Below are 18,064 nucleotides of genomic sequence, written 5' to 3' on the forward strand. Positions count from 1 at the left end.
CATGCCGACCTATGTTCAACACGCCGTCCTGGGACGCATTCCGGACGTATTCAACGCCGAGGCGATCTGGCAGGCGCCTGGCCTGTCGCTTTTCTCGCGCCGCCCGCTGCTGCGCGACCTGCTGGAGCGCAGCCCGCGCGAACACAAGGGCCGCGCCGCCACCCGCTGCTTCTCGCACGTGACGCTGATGCTGCCGCAGGAAGAAGTCGATGACGACTACCACCTGACCCGTGGCGCCCGCGCACGCGACCTGGCGCAAACGCTGACGGCTTTGCATCAAAAGGATTTCGGCGATCTGCTCGGCAGCGACCAGGTGCGCTATGACGTGATGGGGACGGAGGCGCTGGCGCCGGGCGAGATCGAAGTCAAGTTCGGCCACGCCGTTTACTTGCCGGCGCCAGACGAAAAAATCCTGTACAACGTGAACGTGTCGCGCGACAGCGCCATCTGGCATCCGGTATGCGCCATCTATCCCAACCAGCGCCTGGCGCTGATCGGCGGTGAAGGCGGCGAAGCCAGCGCGGTTGCGCAGGGCTGGCCATTCGGCCCGGACGCCGCGCTGCTGATCCTCAACGATGGTCCCGATGCGCCGCCAGTGGTGCAGATGCGTCCCAAGGATGCCTTCGACTGCCGCTACGATCCGCGCAGCGGCTATTACACCGTCAAGTCACTGCGTGAACCGCAAGGCGGCCAGCGACTGCTGGTCAAGATCGCCCGCGCCTCCGCACTTCCGGCGCGCGCGTCAGCACCAACAGCGCCGTCCAGCAAGCCAGCCGTCTGGCAAAGCCGCACCGGGGCCGCACCGATCGACCTGACCGCCGTTCCCGCCGCCGCCAGCCACAAGCCGGTCAACCGCGCCGGCGAAAGCGACGCCACCTATGCACCGGTATCGCAACAGCGCGTGTCGCTGGTTGCCCTGGCCTTGCCGCGCCTGAGCCGCTACCGCGACACTGGCGCACAGGCGCTGGAACTGTCGTTTGATAGCACGCTGTCGCTGTCTGCCGCCGCGCAACCAGCGCTCACGCTGGCTGTCGACAGCGCCGACAACCTGTACGCCTGCACGCCCGAAGGCCGCCAACCCATCGAAGCGCCCGCCACCTTTGCACCGGTTGACGCACGAACCTTGCGCCTGCTGGCAGCCGCGCCGGAAATGGCGGATCGCTACCGTGCCATGATCTGTCTCGCCCAGCCAATCAGCGCCGGCGTGGCCTGCGGTGTGCGCTTCACCTTCGGACGCAACTCGCCGATGCTGGCGGCACTGCGCCTGCTGGATTCCCCTCGCTTCATCAAGCGCACCGACGGCGCCATCAGCGCCAGCGCCGACCGCATAGGCCTGTCGCGCACCGCCTTCAGCTTTGAAGCAGTCAGCAAGGGCTATACCATCGCCCGGCAGAGTCCTACGCAGGCGCTGTACCACCTGGACGACAAGCTGCAATTCGTCGCCGCTATCGGCGATGCGCCTTACCTGCTGCCTCACGGCCATCACCTGGTGGCGGGCCACTACGTGCTGCGTTTCGAGGCCTGAGTCACCATGGACGCCGTCAAACTCCATGCCGTTGCCGCCTTCGCGGCGGGCCTGATCGTCACGCTGTTCCTGGCCGCCTATCTGACGCCGCGCCACTGGTGGCGACGTCCGAACATGCGCGCGCTATTCATCATGGTGGCCGGCGCATGGGGCTTCGGCAGCCTGATACTGTACGCCACGCACGGCGCCAGTGCGGTGGCGGCCGAACCGCAGCACGCGGAGGCGCCACCACGGGCGCTAGCCGCCGTACCGGCAACCGCCGATGTCACGCCCATCGCGGGCAAACCTTTCCGCGTGCACCGCGATTTGAACCTGCGCTCATCCCCCGGCGTGGACGCCGCCCGCATCGGCGTGGTGCCCGCCGGCGCCGAAGTGACGCCGACCGGCGCGCGCGATGGCGACTGGTGGCAAATCAAAGCTGCCGTTGACGGCAGCGCCAGCACCGGCTGGGTCAGCAGCCTGTGGCTGCGCCGGAGTGGCGAATGACCCACACACCGCCCACCGCCGCCGCCAGTTTTTCAGCTAAGCTGTGGCCTTTCGCATCCCGCGCTGCGGCGCCCGCACCGATGACACGCATCACCGACCAACTCCACTTCGGCCCCACGCTGGACATCGCCGCCCGCAGCGCCGCCAGCATCAGCAAGCTGCAGGTGCCGGAAAATCAGGACAACCTGCTGATCATTGACGCTGACGGCAGCGCGATTCTGCTGCACGAGCAAACCCCGCAAACCACCAAAGTGCCAGGCTGGCCATCGGGCCACGTCCGCCTGGCGGTACTGGACGGCATGGGCGGCCATGGTCACGGACGCCAGGCCGCCGAAGCCGTCGCCACCGGCCTGCTACACATTCCGGCCTGCCACTCGCTGGAAGAACTCAGCACGCACCTCGACCAGTTGCACCAGAAACTACAGGCCCGCTTCAGCCGTCCCGACGATCACGACACCTTCCGCCGTCCCGGCACCACGCTCACCTTGCTGGAGATCGCCCCCGGCCGCGCGCCGATGCTGTACCACGTTGGCGACTCGCGCCTGTACGAGATCACACCGCAAGCCGCCACGCCGCTGACCGTCGATCACGTCCCCGCCACCGCGTTCGCCATGCATGGCCTGCTCGGCGAAGATGAGTGGCGGCAGCAGGTGCACGGCGAACATCGCGCGCAAATCTCCCAGGCCTACATCCTTGGCAACGCCTTCGCCAATCCGCAAATGCTGGACGATGGTCTGCTGCCGCTGGACGCCGGTAACCTGCCACCCTTCCTGCACCAGCTGGCCGACCGTCGCACGCTGACCCTGCGCCCAGGCGCCAGCTATCTGCTGGCCACCGACGGTTTTTGGTCCTGCGCCCGCCCGCAGCCGTGGATCAGCCGCTGGCCAGCGCTGTTGGCGCAGCCGTCGGCAGGCCAGGCGCTGGATGCGCTGTTCAGGGACTACGCGGAGAACCCGCCGCCGCAGCTGCACATCGACAATCTGAGCGCCATCGTCCTCCGCTTTGAACCAGCCCAAAACAGTGGCAATGTTGACGAAACAGCACTACCGACAGCACCAATTCCGTCGCATTTTTGATACCCGCACAGACTCCGTCAAAAATCGGTTGCAAAGTTTGCCAAACAGCGTGAAAACCGCATAAACTGACAGGTATCCCATCGGTCGGTTTGTCATGAATAAATGCAGTAATGCCCAGCACCCGCATTGCACCTTCTGGGTCTTGTCCGGAGCGCAAACTTGCGAAGGCGGCCACGCCCAAGCAGAGCCCTCCAGCTTCGACCTGCTGAACGCATTGCGCACAACCCGTGCCGCCTCGCCGGCCACGGTGCTGGATGCCGTACCTGCCACCGAACCTTCCCAGAATTACGCTCGTCCTCACCAGCGCGCCCAGACAGCGCGCCCGCAACTGCACATCAGCGGCTTTGATCCGCGCGCAGCCGGCGGCCGCCAGACGCTGAAGATGGAACTGCGCGGCATGCCGGACGCCTGCGCACCGCAACTGACGCTGCAACTGCAATCGGACCTGATCCCCAACAGCGCCGCGCGCCAGCACTTCGTGCGTGCGGTCAGCGGCGAGTGGCGCCCGGTGTTCGTCGAGTTTTCCTCGCGCGGCAAGGAGCATGGCCAGTACCAGATCAGCATCGAGCTGCTTAGCCAGCATCCCGGCATGGCGGCGCGCAAGTGGGTGTGCACCTTCGTCATCCTGGTGCCGCGCCTGGACGCCACGCTGACCGAAATCCACCGCATCTTCCTCAGCACGCACAAAAACGTGCGCGTGATGGCGGATGACGCTTCCATCGCCCGCGTCAGCGCGCAAGGCGGCGACAGCCTGGATATCGATGTCACCGCACGCAACGCCGGCATCGCCCACCTGGACCTGAACGCGCCAGCTGGCAAAGTGGACCTGGGCTTCTCGACCATCGCCTGGGACGAGGACCTGATCGAAATCGACATGCCGCAAGCGGCAGCCTTACACCCGCACGCCAGCCGTGCCGCGTCGCTGGTCAACGCGGCGCCGGAAGCCGGCGCACAGCGCCAGATCCGGCTGTTTGCGATAGAAGACTGCGTGATCGGCCGCTTTGAACTGATCGATCCGGAATCGGACGTGATGCTGACCCACTACACGGCGGACGGCCAGGATACCAATGGCCTGACGCGCCGCCTGTCGGGCAGACACGCCATCATCCGCCGTTCCGGCCTGGGATTTGAAATTGAAGATGTATCGCGCTACGGCATCCTGCTGGATGGCGTCTGGCCGGGCAAACACAAGCCGACCGCGCTGCGCCTTGGCATGCGGATTGAATTCAGCGCCAGCATCAAGGGCATCGTCACCTTGTCGGTGTCGGCCATCATGCCGCACGGCGTGATCCTGCATCGCATCGACCACGGCGCCAATGCCGAATGTTTCTACCTGCTGGCGCCGGAAACGCATCCGGGTTATCCGGTCAAATCGTTTGCCGCCGCACCGCATGCGGCCGCGCTACCGCTGATGTTCCACCGCGATGGCGGCTTCTGGCACCTGGACCAGCTGACCGGCAAGGAAACCGCCCTGGCGCCATCCGCCTCGCTGGATAAACTGAGCCGCGTGCCGCGTCACACCCGCTTCGCCAGCGATCCGTATCCGGAACACTGGATCATCCGCACCAACGGCAACGACATGTACAGCACGGTGGCGGCGAACGCCATGTCCACCGCCTGATTCCCGCTTACGCTGACGGCTTCTTGGCCGGCAGCGGTATCCAGTCCGTCTCCCCCGGCACCTTGGCGAAGCGCTGCGCTTCCCAGTCGTCCGCCGCCTGCGCGATGCGCTCCTTGCGCGACGAAACGAAATTCCAGTACATGAAGCGATGGCCATCCAGCGGCTCGCCACCGATGACCACGAAGCGCGCTTCGGTATTGGCTTTGACGCGTTGCTGGCCACTGGTATCCAGCAGCGCCATGGTATGCAGCGCCAGCGGCGCGGCGTCGATTTCCAGCTCGCCGCTGATCGGGTAGATTGCCGCTTCGGCCGGCAGCTTGGCCAGCACCAGTTCATGGCCCGCTTGCAGCACCACGTCCAGGTACAAGGTCTGGCTGTAGGTCTGCACCGGCGAGGTCTGGCCGAAGGCTGAGCCGATCAGCACGCGCACCTTGGCGCCGTCGATGTTCAGCTCAGGAATCGCATCGGCCGGCGTGTGGCAGAAGCCCGGCGCTTCCTCCTCATGCGTCACCGGCAGCGCGGCCCACAGCTGCAGGCCATGGGTGCGGTGTGGCTTGCCGACCAGGTCTTTCGGCGTGCGCTCGGAGTGTACGATACCGCTGCCTGCCGTCATCCAGTTGACGGCGCCAGGTTCGATGCGCTGGAAGGTGCCCAGGCTGTCGCGATGATCCATCGCACCTTCAAACAGATAAGTCACGGTGGCCAGGCCGATATGCGGGTGGGCGCGCACATCGTGGTCAGCGTCCAGCGGCACATCGACCGGACCGAAATGGTCGAAGAAAATGAATGGACCAACCGCTTGCTTGACGGCGGACGGCAGGTAGCGGCGCACCATCAGGCCGCCGCCCAGGTCTTTCTCGTGGCCCTTCAGCAGATTCGAGATGCTCATGGTATTCAGCCCAGAACGGTGGTGACTTCGGTGGTCACGGAAGTCATCAATTTATGGATCGGACATTTCTGCGCGGCCGACAGCAGTTCCGCGCGCTGGGTTTCGGTCAGGTCGCCGGTCAGGTGCAGCGTGGCCGCCAAGCGATAAGTGCCCTGGCGCTCTTCGCTGGCATCGCGTTCCATACTGACTTCCACATGCTCCAGCGGGATGTTCTTGCGCTTGGCGTACCACACCACGGTCAATGCCTTGCAGGCGCTCAGCGCGGCGTCATACAAGTCATGCGGCGACGGGCCGGCATCGTTGCCACCCTCTTCCACCGAGCCGTCGGTGGAGATAATGTGATTGCGCACATGGACAATGTGTCGCATTGGAAGTGATTGATCACGCAGGGCTTTGATAGTCATTCTGTGTTCCTTGATGGCGTTGAATCAGAACCGACAATGTACACCGAATGGCTGAGCCGCGCTTCTACTAAAAGGTCATCACCCGCTTCAGAATTCAAACTTGACGATGGTGTCGTCGGACCAGCTTTCGTCATGGATGGGCGGCGCGTAACGCACCGGGTCCTTTGCGTCCAGACGCTCCGGTTTCAGTTGCTCGCGCCGTTCGCCATCGATCAGGGTGACGCTCCGCACTGGCTTCGATGCGGTGGAGAACACCCTGCTCCTGGACGAATGACAGGCGCCGCCCAGGGTACTCAAGTAAGTCCTGGCAAGGAACGACGTATCGAATTTGTCGACCGCCCAGCGCACCTCGCATTCGAGGCGCAGGTCGCCGAGGCGCCGCTGGTCCGGCGGAATGCCGGGCGTGTGGATATCCGGACGCCAGCGATACAGTCCCTTCCTGATGTTGAGTTGCAGGTCCGCGTCGTCCTTGAATGCCGCAGCATCACGCGGCAGCGAGAACGTGGCGTCAGCGGCAATCGGCACATCGATGTTGGAGTTGTCGCCAGCGATACGCAACTTGAGATCCGCAAGCGATAGATTGGACTTTTGCGGCTGCAGCACAAATCTCAGCGCGGCGCCCGGCGCCAGGTTGTGATACTTATCGAAGGCATCCAGCCCATCCACCATGTTGCGATACGGCTTCCAGTCGGGATCTTTGGTGCCGGCGACTGCCACAGACTGCACAGGCTCATCCTGCTGCGCCAGCGCAGATGCATGCGACAACATCAGGAGGGCGACAAATCCAAATCCAGGGTAACGCATTCAAATATCCTCGGTAGGGCGCTCTATTGACCAGCGCAGGGAACGGTAATCGAGCGTAATGACACTGTCCATCAGATCCCGCAGGCCAAGCAGGCCCACAACTTTTTGCCTAGTGCTGAAATCGGGATGCTGACAGTAGGAGACGCGAAAAGTGTCCAGCGTGCGCAGCCCGGCGATGACCAGCGGCCCACGCCTGCTGGTCTCGAAGCAGCTGATTTGCTTGCCCCAGCTGTTGACTTTATATTCGGTGACGCCCGGCCCCGCGACCGGTGGCAGGTCGACCAGGTCAGCCCACGCGCTGGCCGAGAGCGGGCTTAAACCAAAGCTTGCGGCGCCGGTATCCAGCATGGCGTACTTGTTGGCGCCGGATGGCAGCTTGACCTCCACCAGCAAGTGCCCGCCGATGTCATACCACTGCGCGTAGACAAGCGGCTGTGCCTTTGCTGCGCCGGCCAGGACCGCCGCCTGTTCGAATTGATAGCGCGCATTACGCAAATCCAGCGTCAGGCTGCCGTTTTCAAAGAAGGCATTGCCAACCGAGGCGACCAACTGACATTGGCCTTGCCGGATTTGCTCCAGATGCTGCTGATCGATGGCTAACTGCTGCACAACACCGGCCACCTCGAACCGCACTTGTGTCGTTTCGCCTTTGGCCTCGCCATGCCATTGAAAGGCGCCGTTCATGCCGGTATCCAGTTGCACCGAGCACGAATGTCCATCAAACTGCGCAGGCAACGTCAGCGCGACGCGCTCCTTGGGGCGATCCGGAGTAATCTGTGCATACTCCCAGTTGAACGAACGCCATTCAGCGTGCGCGTCCGCCGAAAGAAATATAGCTAGTAAATATAAAGTCAAACGCATGAGCGGATGCTATTCGCTATTTAACTTTTTTGCAACTCATGGATAACGTAAACCCGCAACTATTGGAAAACTGGCTGGCGGCACGCTCGATTGCGCGTGGCTTGCCGGCGCCGATACTGGATCATGGCGGGCTGCGTGTGGACACCGGCTTGCCGGCCGAATTGCGGCGCTATGTGTTTGCCGGACCTGATCAAGGAATCAGCGAACTGGCGCGGGAAATCAACGAGACCAATGTATTCATCAAGATGTGCGGTCCACGCGAGCAATTGCTGTCGCGCGTCACACCGCGCTGGCACTTGCAGGCCGGTGCCTACCTGATGACCAAGCCACCAGGCATCAACCCTGTGCCCTCGCTGCCGCCCGGCTACTGGATGCAGCAAAAAACCGAGTCGCAAGTAACCACGGCCCGCATTTTCACCGAGGCTGATGTACTGGTCGCCAGCGGCTACGCGGTGGAACATGAGGGGGTATTTATATTCGACCGCATCTCGGTCGATGTCGTGCACCGTCAACAGGGTCTTGGTGCCGCGCTGATGGCGGCTTTGGGCACAGCCCAGCAATCGCAGGCTGCCCAGCGCGTGCTGGTGGCCACCGAAATGGGCCGCGCCTTGTATGCGACGCTTGGCTGGCGCGTCCTCTCGCCGTATTCGACGGTAGCGCTTACGCCACCGCCCGCATAATATCGTGCAGGCTGCTGACCTGATAAGTAGGCACTGCCTCCGACGCATTGACAAGGCGCTCAGGATTGAACCAGCAGCTCTCGATGCCGTACCGGTTGGCGCCGAGGATGTCCGCATCCAGGCGATCGCCGATGATGATCGCCTCTTCCTTGACAAACGGCCGCGCCATCTGCGCCGCGTATTCAAAGAAGCGCACATCCGGCTTGGCATAGCCGCTGGCTTCGGATGTCGCGACGAAGGAGATCGAGTCACGCAGTCCGGACTTGAGGATGCGCTGGTTCTGGATCGCTTCCACACCGTTGGTGATGATGCCCACCTCACCAATGCCAGCCAGCGTTTCGCACAGCTGCACCGCACCGTCGATCAACACTACCGTATCCGACAGCGATTCCAGATACAGCTGGCTGGCCGCTTCCGGGTCCAGCTCAAGGCCGTTCTCCATGAAGGTCTTGCGGAAGCGCTCCACCTTGAGGAAGTCCTTGGATACGGAGCCGGTTTCAAAGGCCCGCCACAGCGCGATATTGATCGCCTGGTATTGCAGGAACAGCGCGGCCATGTCGCCGGTCAGGCCCAGTGCCTGCAAGGTGCGGGCAAACGACAACTGCTCGGAAGCCTTGAAGTCCAGCAGCGTATCGTCCAGGTCAAACAAAAACAGCTTGTGCTTCATACGACTTTCTTGACGAATTCAGTCTTCAGGCTCATGGCGCCGAAGCCGTCGATCTTGCAATCGATATCGTGATCGGCATCGACCAGGCGAATGTTTTTCACCTTGGTGCCGACTTTGACGGTGCCGCCGCCACCTTTCAATTTCAGGTCTTTGATAACGGTGACTGTATCGCCATCCTGCAGCACATTACCGACCGAGTCGCGGTAGACGCGCGCGCCCTCATCCGCTTCCGCTGCGGCGCCGGCGCTCCACTCGTGCGCGCACTCCGGGCACACCAGCTGGGCGCCATCTTCGTACGTATATTCGGAACTGCATTTAGGGCATGGTGGCAAAGCGCTCATAATTAAATCCTGACTTCCAAAGCTCGGCAGTATACCTCATGCGAGCTTGCGAGCGACTCTAAAGCCGACGATGTCGTTGGCCAGCACGGCGGAAAAGCCGTTCCTTACAGCCGATCGCAGGTAGCGCGGGTTGTACAGCCACGAGCCGCCGCGCAACACCCGCCGTACCGGATCGCCACCCTGCTCCCACGCGCTGCCATCCGCCGGTGCGCCGGTATAATTATCGTGCACCACGTCCTGCGTCCATTCCCACACGTTGCCGTGCATATCGAACAAGCCCCAGGGATTCGGCTGAAAAGCGCCAACCTTGCTGGTGCCTTGCAGATAGGCGCCACGCGGGCCGCCGTTGTAGGTGTAATGGCCATCGTAGTTGGCCTGCTCGGTGCTGATCGTATCGCCGAAACTGAAAGCGGTCTTGGTGCCGGCGCGGCAGGCATACTCCCATTCCGCTTCAGTCGGCAGGCGATATAGCTGTCCGGTCCTGTCGGACAGCCAGCGCAGATACTGCTGCGCGTCCATCCAGCTGACGCCGACCACCGGATGCTCGTCCGTCTGCGCGTAGCCAGGCGCGCGCCAGTCGGTGTCGGACTGCGACTCCCAGCCGGTATCTTTGACAAAGCGCCGCCACTGGCCCACGGTTACCGGAAAACGGCCCATGGCAAAGGAGTACTCGATGCCGACCCAATGCGGCGGCTGCTCGCGGTCCAGCCAGTTCTTTTGCGCGCCCGCCTTGATGGCCAAGGCCTGTTCATGCTCCTGGGAGCCCATCTGGAAGCGTCCGGTCGGTATCAGCACCAGGTCAGGGCCAGCGCCGCTGCCATCAAGGAAGCGGTCGCGCAGCACACCATTGGCGTCGGCCACCGGCGTGTTGGCCGTCAATGCTGCCAATTCCGCCGCATGACGTTCCGCCTGCTGCTTGCGATGCCGCTCCTGCTCCTGGCGATAGGCAGCTTCCGCCTTCAGCTGCGCCGCCTTGCGCTGCTGCTCTTCACGCTCGTCGCGCGCCTGCTTGGCATCGGCGTCGCGGCGCGCCTGCAACTGCTCGCGCAGCACTTGCTTGCGGGCTTGCGCGGCAGCCTCCGCTTCGGCGCGCTGCTTCGCTTCAAGCGCGCGCCGCTGCTGCTCCTGCTTTTGCTTGTCGACGGCCGCCGCCTGCATCTCGGCCTGCCGGCGCGCTGCCAGTTCAGCCACCATCGCCTTGCGCTTTTCTTCCGTCTGGCGTGCCTGCTCCGCTTGCGCCGCCTGCTCGTTCCTGCGCTGCTGCTCGCGCTCCGCCTGTTCGCGCGCTGCCTGCTCGGCCTGCGCTGCCAGTTCCGCTTCGCTCGGACCGGCAGCACGGCGCAACTCCGCCAGCAGCTCATTGACCGATGCCGGACGACGCTCCTGCAAATAAGCGAAACCTTCTTGCAGTACCTTCCACTGCCGTTCATTCAGGCCGCGCGGTGGCGACGGATGAAAATCGGCCGGCCGCATATCGTCGAAAGGCATGCGGCCTTCCAGCAATTGATAGATCATGACCGCCACCGCATACACGTCCAGCTTTGGCGCGGGCTGACGTTGATGGGTGCCTGCTTCCGGCGCGCGGTAGCCGGCGGTGCCAGCATTCGGCGTTTGCAGGCCAAGGCTGCTGCCGGCACTGCGCGCACGCGAAGCGATGCCGAAGTCCAGCAGCTTCACTTCGCCGCGCTGGGTCAGAAATACATTGCCGGGCTTGATGTCGCGGTGTACCAGCTTGTGCTTGTCCCATGCGTACTGCAGCGCTTCGCCGATCGGCGACAGCAGCTTGTACACCGATTCCAGCGACAGCGTGCCCTGCTCCGCAAGATAGGCATCCAAATCCTGCCCTTCCAGATACTCCATGATGATGAAGTAGCTGGAGGTGGCCGGGTCCTGCGCCCACTCATAGACGCGGACGATATGTTCATGCGCCAGTTTGCGCGCCTGCGTGGCTTCTTCGATCAGCAGCTTGGCATGGGTGGCGCTTTGCGTCAGCTGCGGCGGCAGGATTTTCAGTGCCACCAGTTCGCTGTGCCCCAGCTCCGCGTGCGTGGCCAGGTCGGTCGCCAGCCACACCTGTCCCATGCCGCCCATGCCAATCAGGCGCTCCAGCCGGTAACGGCGGTTTTGCGGGCCGATTTCCTGGCCGGTCATCAGGCCCAGCTCCGTGCCCTGCCGCTGCGGCAGTTGCGCAGGTGCGGCCAGGCCTCCTGGTGGCGCGTACTCCGCATCCAGGATGGCGTTCTTGCGACGGTCGAACTCTTGGAGACTCAACAAACCGTCATCATGTAAGGCCCGCAGTTCGCGGATCTTGTCTCTTGCTGTTTGCATCTTTACCCGATAAGTTACTGCAGCGGTGCGCCGCATTCGGCACAAAACTTGTCATGCTCCCGACCTGGCGGCACCGGGTGGCCGTTGGCGCAGCGATGCTGCACCACCACTGTCGCCGGCGCTGCCGCCTTGGCCACGTTAATCAGGTCAACCTGATGGCGCCTGTCTTTATCCAGCTCCGCATCGCGGTGCGCACGCTCTTCGAGCACGCGCTCATACGCCATGCGTGCGGCCTCCACCGGCGTGACGCCCTGCTCGGCCGCCACCACCTGCGACAATGCCTGTATCTGTTCAGCAGTCATGCCCCCCTGGATTTGCAGCTTCATGATCTGCGCCACCGCTTCCACATTGGACGGCGCGGCCACGGCAGCAATCGCCATGTCACTCATGCGGTTCATGGTTTCCATGCGGCGGATTTCGTGATCCTGCTGCGACTGCTGGTTGGTGAAAGCGGCCGCGCGTTCCTGTTCGAATTTTCGCAGCTCGTGCTGCCATGCGGCTTCCTGCTCGCGCTGTTTCAGCACCAGGCGCTGTTCGTCGATCGCCAATTGGTCCAGCATGGCCTGCTTGGCGTTGGCCTGAGTCTGGCGCGCGTGCATGCCATCCGCCTCGATGGTGCGCAGCAGCTTTTCATACTGTGCTACCGCATCGGCTTGCGCGCCGGTGCGCTTGAGATCCTCAATCTTCTGATTGATCTCCGCCACCTGCACCGCGTTCGTGGCGTCCTTGACCGCATCGCCGCGCAGCAGTTCGCGCTGCCGGGCCAGTGCCAGCTGATCTTCCCACTCCTGCACACGCTCAGCTTCACGGCGGCGCGCAGCATTCGCTATCGTCATGCCCTGGATGCGGGCGGCGTGGGCTTCCGACTCGATTTGCAACTCGCGCGCCTTTTCGTCCTTCTCGCGCTGGCGCAGCGCAGCCAGTTCGGCGCGCTTGTGCGATTCGTCTTCGATCAACAAGGCCTGCGCGATCTGGTTTTCGATCGCCTGCTGGCGCAGCTGATGCGACAGGCGTTGCTGTGCGATCTGGCGCTGCTCGGCGGCGGTCTGCTGTAGCACTTCCAGCTCTGTGCGCATGCGGATCTGGGCCAATTGGCGCACATGATCCCAATCGGCCTGCTCGCCCTGGCGGTGCGATTTATTCTTCGAAAGCTCGTGTTCCAGGTCTGCCAGCACGGTGCCAGCACCTTTGTCGATGGCGACCTTGCGAGTCTTGGAATCCATCACGCGGCTGTACAGCTCCACTTCGCGCGCGCGCAAGGCTTGCACACGCTCAGCTTCTTTCAGCGTCAGCTCGGCCTTGTTGACACTGGCGTCCTGGCGCAGCTCCGCGCGGCGGAAGTCCGAATGCATCTTCTGCTCGTCGCGGGCGATGGCCTGCCATTCCTCGTCGCTATAAATCTGGTCCAGCTGTTTGGTATGTTCCAGCTGCACGTGGCGCTCATCGGCCACCAGCCACAAGGAGCCGATGCGCGCGCGGTTATGGTCAAATTTATCGTGGCGCAGCGCGACGGTGTCCACACCGTCAACCGCCAGCCCGTAGGTGGCCAGGCGCAGCTTGAGGGCTGCTTGCAGGCGTTCGTTCAGTTGCAGCCGCAGATCGCCATTGCCAGCCATTTCGCGGATCGAGCGGCTGCCGACAAATTCGGCGACCAACTGGCGCACCGATGGTTGCAGCAGTTCGTGCAGATGCGCGGTGTTGACCACACCCGGCACCGTCATGAAGTGCTGCGCAAAAGCCGGTACGCTTTCGATACGGATGGCAACCGTGAAGCTGGCCGAAACTTTCAGATGCTCCGCCGTGTGCAGGTCGTCGAACGCGAATTCCACCGGCAGCGGCAAGGTGCGGGTGATGAGGATTTCGGCGTTCTGGTTACGCAGCAGGTGATTCAGACGGGTGAAGAATCCTTCGATTTCGTATTCACCCTGCGGCACTTCAGTGGCCTTGTCGGCTTGCAGGATGTAGGCGCGCGTGGTTGCCGGCACGCGCAAGGTCTTGGTGAAGATGCCGGACAGCGTGCTGACGCCGAAGTAAACGGCCAGCTCATTATCGCCGGGGATCCAGCGGTTGTCGCGCAATACCGGTTCGCTGCGCGGCGCGCCCAGCGTCAGGCCGCAGTGCTTGCAATAGCCCGACTGGTCGCCGTTTTTGTGCTCGCACCGCGGGCATTTGACGCCGCCAAAACCAAACATTTGGAACATGTCAGACTCCTTCTACGATTCATCTTCCGCGCCGCCCTTCGATCTGCCGATTTTAGCAGGGCAAGCCCGATTTCTTCTTGCGCACAGTTTAAATCATGCCAATCTTGTCGATACAGGCCAGCGTCGCGCCTTTTTGGCGCAATCCGGCCGCGAATCCGGGCGGCAGGCAGTCCTGCCAGTCCTTTGGCAGCAGCACGCGATCGCCATGATTTACTTGATTGAATATCAATTCCAGCTTCGATTCGCGGCCATCCACGGTGTCGACCCGGCCAGCATGCCATGCGCTGGAGCAGCCGGTGGCGATGATACGGCCGCGCGGTACGAATTCCCGCCCCCGCGCCAGGCGATCGGCCATCACCAGTGCCAGCTGGTAGGAGCCACCCTGAAAGCGTGGCTGGCCGAAGCGGACCACAGTGCGCCAGCGCCCCAGGGCCTTGCCATCGAAGTGGCGCGCGGCGTTCAACGTCTGTTTGACTTCCTGCTGTGCGGTCAGTTCCAGGCCAGGCGCGGTGATGCTGTCTTCCTCGCTGCGCGCTGCCGCTTCAAGCGGAAAGACGCTGACTTCGAGCCAGCCTAGGGTATCGTTGATGCCACCGCTGTGCAGCGGGAACCAGGTGCGCACCGTGGAGACAGCGGCCGACATGTCGGCGTGGCCGATCAGCGCGCCAAGATGCGTGATGCGCACCGCATCAACTGGTGCTGCGCCCTCGCCTACCTGCACGGTGCCGTCGACGCGGCCAAGATGCCAGGCGTCGGAACTGCCTTGTGCGATGGTTGGCTGGATTGGCTGAAGGCCGCGCACCATGCGGTCCGCCAGTACGGCGGCCAGTTCCCAGTCGCGTTCATCGGCGGCTGGGGCGATGTCCATGCTTAGCATCACCTGGTCACGGCTGTCGAACCGCGCTTCGGTGTGGCGCGCGAGGCGGACGACTTGCTGCATGCGTTCGGCAATCGATGGAGCGTTTGGCGCCGTGCATTTGACGTCGGCGCGATTGGCGCGTGGACGCCGGCTGGCGGTGATGGTGAGTATGCGGCCATCGGCCAGCACGCTGCGGCATTCGGCGTTGGCTGGCACGGCGCTGACTGAGATGGTGGTCATAGCGATGGCTCCGTGCGCGGGACGTAGGTGGTGCGGCGCAATGACAAGCCGGTTTCCAGGTTGGTGCAGATGCGGTCCGCTTCTTCCAGCAGCAACAGCCACTGTTCCGGGCTTGCCAGTTGAAGGCGGGCAAGCAGCGGCCAGGCTTCGTCAAGCGCGGTTTGGGCGATTTGCGTTTGCGCGCTGCGCAGGGTTTGGTCAGCTGCTGGCAGTGGCTGGTCTGGCGCGGCCCAGGCCAGAGATGGCATGGTATTGACGTTCAGTGCCGCCATGCCGAGGCGCAGCAGCACGGACTGCTGTTGCTGGAAAATGTCCAGGCCTTCAGGCAGCGCAAGCAGGCGTAGTTCGCGGCTCAAGGCCGGCAGTTCGAGGAACAGGCGGCGTAAGGCGCGCGCATCCTGCTCGGCCACGCTCATCTGCCCCACAGGCAGGCAGGTGGCGAGGCCGGTCGGCGTGGCGACGGGACTCGCTGCAGTGCCGGCGGTGTCGGCCGGGATGGCCGCGCGTTCGGCTTCGGCGGCTTGAGCGGCTCGGGCCTGGAGGACTGTGGCGTAGTCGATTTCATCGCCCAAGTCCACTGGCACGCAATCGTCTACCGTCACGCCATAGCGCATGTACATCAGCTGATTCAGGCCGGCGCGGAAGGCATGCCATTCGTCGAGCGACGTGCACGGCGGCAGATCAAGTGCGCCCTGGGCCAGTTCCGCTTGCAGCGCCATCTGGGCCGCCACCGCAAAGTCTGGCAGCTCCAGCCTTCCCGCCGTTTCGCTGTAGAGATATAAATCAAACCGTTGTTGCGACACGCGCGGATTTGCCGCGTCCACGACAAACCGCAGCCGCAGGCCCCATTCTGGCGCCGCCGCAAACGGCACCAGGTCCACCGTGTAAGGACCTGGATGAAAACAGAACGCCATCTCGCCCTGCTCGCACGAGACTTTGCCCACCGCCGCGCGCCGCGCATGGCCTGCCGCGTTGAATATCACCACCGCACTCTGCGCGGGCGCAAGGTCGCCATCATCGAGCCGCAGCGCGATCAGGGTGGCGCCCAAGCCGTTGGTGTCAGTGGCTTGTTTGCGGCGGCGGCTGAATAATCTCATCGTCTACGGCGCCACCGGCTCGACGGCAAAGCCGGCTCCATACAGTTGAAAATGCGATCCGGGCGCGGTGGCGAACGGCCAAACACGCTCGCATTCGCCGTCCGCGTCCAGCCGGCCTTGCAGCACAATGGCGCCGCCGCCGTCGATCACGCGCAACTGCGGCTGTTCGCGCAGTACGCGCTCGGCAAACGGCGCTTCGGTGGACAGGCTGAGAATCACCTGCCAACCGCCATCCTGCGGCAGGAAGTTCAGCGTCCAATAACCATCATCAGTGACCAGGGCCTCCAGCGCCTCGGCGGTGGAGGCGGCGCGCAGCATACCGCTGCTGCCCGTCCATACCGGATCGTTGGCGGCCCGTGGCTGAGCGGCCGCGTGGCGCTCCAATGAGAGCTGCCGGAAGCGACGCAACGTCAGCGGCGATGCCGACAAGGCCTGGCGCTCGTTTGGCGTCAGCGCGCGCGTGCCGTCCAGCGCTGCCGACAGCGTGGCGTCGGCCAGCATCAGGCGGTCTCCCGGTACGGGACGCGACAGCAACAGGCGCTCGCGCAGCCGTGCATCCAGATCATCATGTGGCAAGTTCAAATTATTCTCCTTCATCGCGTGCCGGCTGCTTGCAGCCTGGCGATCGCTTCATTACGGCGCTTGCGCAGCGTCGGCATCGAAATCTGGTCCAGCGCCGCCAGTTGCTGTAGCGTTGGCAGCTCGCCGGTGGCCGGGTCCAGCCAGGCGTCGGGATAAGTATCATCCGCAGCGCCCAGCAGTTTTTGGTACACGGCCAGGCGGATCGGCAGCGATTCGTCGTGCAACATGCGCACCGTCCAGCTGCCGGCTTCCTGCGCGGACCGCGCCATTTCCAGATAGCGGAGGGGCAGGGAAAGGTCTTCGGCGCGGACTTGTTCGGCGGCCAGTTGCTCGTCACTGGCAAACGGGCCGGTCTCCTCAATGTCATCGTCGGCGACGTCGGCCGCTTCGTCCGCCTCCGGCGCGGACAGAATGCAGTCATCGTCCGGCGCCTGGCCGCTGGCCTCCGCCTGCTCCGACTCGCCCAGCACGCGCCAGTAGTCCTCCAGCCACAACGCGGCCTCGCCAGCATCCGATTGCCACTCTTCGGTACTATCCATATTGGCCGACAGTTCCTCGTAATCGCCAATCTCCGCCAGCAGCGCCGCGATCTTGTCCGGACTATTTTTCAGGCTGGCGAAGCGCTTGGACCGGGTGTGCAATGGCCCGGGCGAACCGGCAAATTGCTCCAGTGACTCGCTCCAGCGGATAATCCACTCCGCCTTGCAGGCACTGATGGATTTCATTTGCCGCACCTCGATTGGCGTGCCGGCCAGCGGCCTTCCGAGGATCGCGCCGACCTGCGCGGCGTTCTGCTCCCAAGCCACAAACAGGCCGGAGATTTCCCGATAGGCGGTGTCCAGCATGCGGTAGGTGTAGATTTTATTGGGTGAGCAATCGCGCCCGGAGGCGATGATGTAGTTGTCCGCGTCAACCTTGTCGCGCAAGGTCGCATACATATCATTGACTTTTTTGCGCAGCACGCCCTCGGCGGCAGGATCGCGCCAGAAATCCCCGCTGCGCGCATGTTCGCTGGCCATGGCGGCGACAAACGCCGTCCAGTAGGCGGTTTGCGCCTGCAGCTCATACAGCAGCCCTAGCGACAACTCGTACACGCTTTCGCCATAGCTGTTGCCCTCGGCCTCACCGCGCGCGCTGCGGGCATTGGCGCGCAAGGCGGCGGCTACCGCATCGGTATAAGCGTCGAGCAGGGCCGCATGCCGCTCGGGTTCGAGCACCTGGTGCATATCAATCTGCCGGAATGCCTGCAACGAGCAAAGCCCCAGCAGCTTGCGCACTTGTTCCCAGCCGTGCTCCTGATACCGGGTTCCTGGCAAGCGCATAAAGTCCTGTATAAAAAATGAAGTCAAAAGGCTTTTCAAGCATGCCACAAAAAACAGGTTCGCATTATCCCGTTTACAAGG

General features: G+C 63.3%; 17 protein-coding genes. 5 read left to right on the plus strand and 12 right to left on the minus strand.

Going from position 1 to position 18,064, the window contains the following annotated elements; translation table 11 throughout:
• The first annotated feature begins 1 nt into the window (after position 1).
• The 4 genes from BLS51_RS02930 to BLS51_RS02945 all read left to right on the plus strand — a co-directional run bounded on the left by BLS51_RS02930 (position 2) and on the right by BLS51_RS02945 (position 4,708).
• Positions 2-1,525, plus strand: a complete 1,524-nt coding sequence (locus tag BLS51_RS02930) for a hypothetical protein (RefSeq protein ID WP_090178555.1) — start codon at positions 2-4, stop codon at positions 1,523-1,525.
• Positions 1,526-1,531: 6 nt separating this feature from the next.
• Positions 1,532-2,011, plus strand: coding sequence for an SH3 domain-containing protein (locus tag BLS51_RS02935; protein WP_090178549.1), 480 nt, complete (start codon positions 1,532-1,534; stop codon positions 2,009-2,011).
• Positions 2,008-3,087, plus strand: coding sequence for a PP2C family protein-serine/threonine phosphatase (locus BLS51_RS02940; RefSeq protein WP_307188135.1), 1,080 nt, complete (start codon positions 2,008-2,010; stop codon positions 3,085-3,087). The genes BLS51_RS02935 and BLS51_RS02940 overlap by 4 nt, the downstream gene beginning before the upstream one ends.
• A gap of 94 nt (positions 3,088-3,181) precedes the next feature.
• Positions 3,182-4,708, plus strand: coding sequence for an FHA domain-containing protein (locus BLS51_RS02945; RefSeq protein WP_090178542.1), 1,527 nt, complete (start codon positions 3,182-3,184; stop codon positions 4,706-4,708).
• A 7-nt stretch (positions 4,709-4,715) separates the two neighbouring features.
• Here the strand turns inward: BLS51_RS02945 and BLS51_RS02950 are convergent, their stop codons facing one another.
• From BLS51_RS02950 to BLS51_RS02965, 4 genes are all read right to left on the minus strand, one after another.
• On the minus strand, positions 4,716-5,597 hold the full coding sequence (locus tag BLS51_RS02950; protein ID WP_090178539.1) for a pirin family protein: 882 nt from the start codon (positions 5,595-5,597) through the stop codon (positions 4,716-4,718).
• A 5-nt stretch (positions 5,598-5,602) separates the two neighbouring features.
• Complete coding sequence (locus BLS51_RS02955) at positions 5,603-6,001, minus strand: OsmC family protein (RefSeq protein ID WP_090178535.1); 399 nt, start codon at positions 5,999-6,001, stop codon at positions 5,603-5,605.
• Positions 6,002-6,088: 87 nt separating this feature from the next.
• The gene (locus tag BLS51_RS02960; RefSeq protein WP_139168635.1) at positions 6,089-6,805 is read right to left on the minus strand and encodes a hypothetical protein; all 717 of its coding nucleotides are present in this window, start codon (positions 6,803-6,805) and stop codon (positions 6,089-6,091) included.
• Positions 6,806-7,666 carry a hypothetical protein gene (locus BLS51_RS02965; RefSeq protein WP_139168636.1) on the minus strand — a complete coding sequence of 287 codons (861 nt, stop codon included), beginning with the start codon at positions 7,664-7,666 and terminating at the stop codon, positions 6,806-6,808.
• Positions 7,667-7,704: 38 nt separating this feature from the next.
• Here BLS51_RS02965 and BLS51_RS02970 point away from each other — a divergent pair, with 38 nt between their 5' ends.
• On the plus strand, positions 7,705-8,346 hold the full coding sequence (locus BLS51_RS02970) for a GNAT family N-acetyltransferase (RefSeq protein ID WP_090178524.1): 642 nt from the start codon (positions 7,705-7,707) through the stop codon (positions 8,344-8,346).
• On the opposite strand, the gene BLS51_RS02975 is transcribed toward BLS51_RS02970, so the two are convergent.
• The 8 genes from BLS51_RS02975 to BLS51_RS03010 form a co-directional block, all read right to left on the minus strand.
• Positions 8,327-9,013, minus strand: a complete 687-nt coding sequence (locus BLS51_RS02975) for a YjjG family noncanonical pyrimidine nucleotidase (protein ID WP_090178521.1) — start codon at positions 9,011-9,013, stop codon at positions 8,327-8,329. The genes BLS51_RS02970 and BLS51_RS02975 overlap by 20 nt on opposite strands.
• Entirely contained in the window at positions 9,010-9,354 is a 345-nt protein-coding gene (locus tag BLS51_RS02980; protein ID WP_090178518.1) for a zinc ribbon domain-containing protein YjdM, read from the minus strand. The genes BLS51_RS02975 and BLS51_RS02980 overlap by 4 nt, the downstream gene beginning before the upstream one ends.
• A gap of 36 nt (positions 9,355-9,390) precedes the next feature.
• Positions 9,391-11,682 (minus strand): SUMF1/EgtB/PvdO family nonheme iron enzyme, encoded by a 2,292-nt coding sequence (locus tag BLS51_RS02985; RefSeq protein ID WP_090178514.1) that lies wholly within the window; start codon positions 11,680-11,682, stop codon positions 9,391-9,393.
• A gap of 14 nt (positions 11,683-11,696) precedes the next feature.
• On the minus strand, positions 11,697-13,883 hold the full coding sequence (locus BLS51_RS02990) for an SPFH domain-containing protein (protein WP_090178510.1): 2,187 nt from the start codon (positions 13,881-13,883) through the stop codon (positions 11,697-11,699).
• 88 nt (positions 13,884-13,971) lie between these two features.
• Positions 13,972-14,982, minus strand: a complete 1,011-nt coding sequence (locus BLS51_RS02995; protein WP_090178506.1) for a hypothetical protein — start codon at positions 14,980-14,982, stop codon at positions 13,972-13,974.
• Positions 14,979-16,079, minus strand: coding sequence for a hypothetical protein (locus BLS51_RS03000; protein ID WP_090178503.1), 1,101 nt, complete (start codon positions 16,077-16,079; stop codon positions 14,979-14,981). Before BLS51_RS03000 ends, BLS51_RS02995 begins: the two co-directional genes overlap by 4 nt.
• A gap of 3 nt (positions 16,080-16,082) precedes the next feature.
• On the minus strand, positions 16,083-16,661 hold the full coding sequence (locus BLS51_RS03005; protein WP_307188136.1) for a hypothetical protein: 579 nt from the start codon (positions 16,659-16,661) through the stop codon (positions 16,083-16,085).
• Between the two features lie 11 nt (positions 16,662-16,672).
• Complete coding sequence (locus tag BLS51_RS03010; RefSeq protein ID WP_090178497.1) at positions 16,673-17,983, minus strand: hypothetical protein; 1,311 nt, start codon at positions 17,981-17,983, stop codon at positions 16,673-16,675.
• Positions 17,984-18,064 lie beyond the last annotated feature (81 nt).

This window comes from Duganella sp. OV510 (assembly GCF_900100205.1).
Taxonomy (GTDB): Bacteria; Pseudomonadota; Gammaproteobacteria; order Burkholderiales; family Burkholderiaceae_D; genus Rugamonas.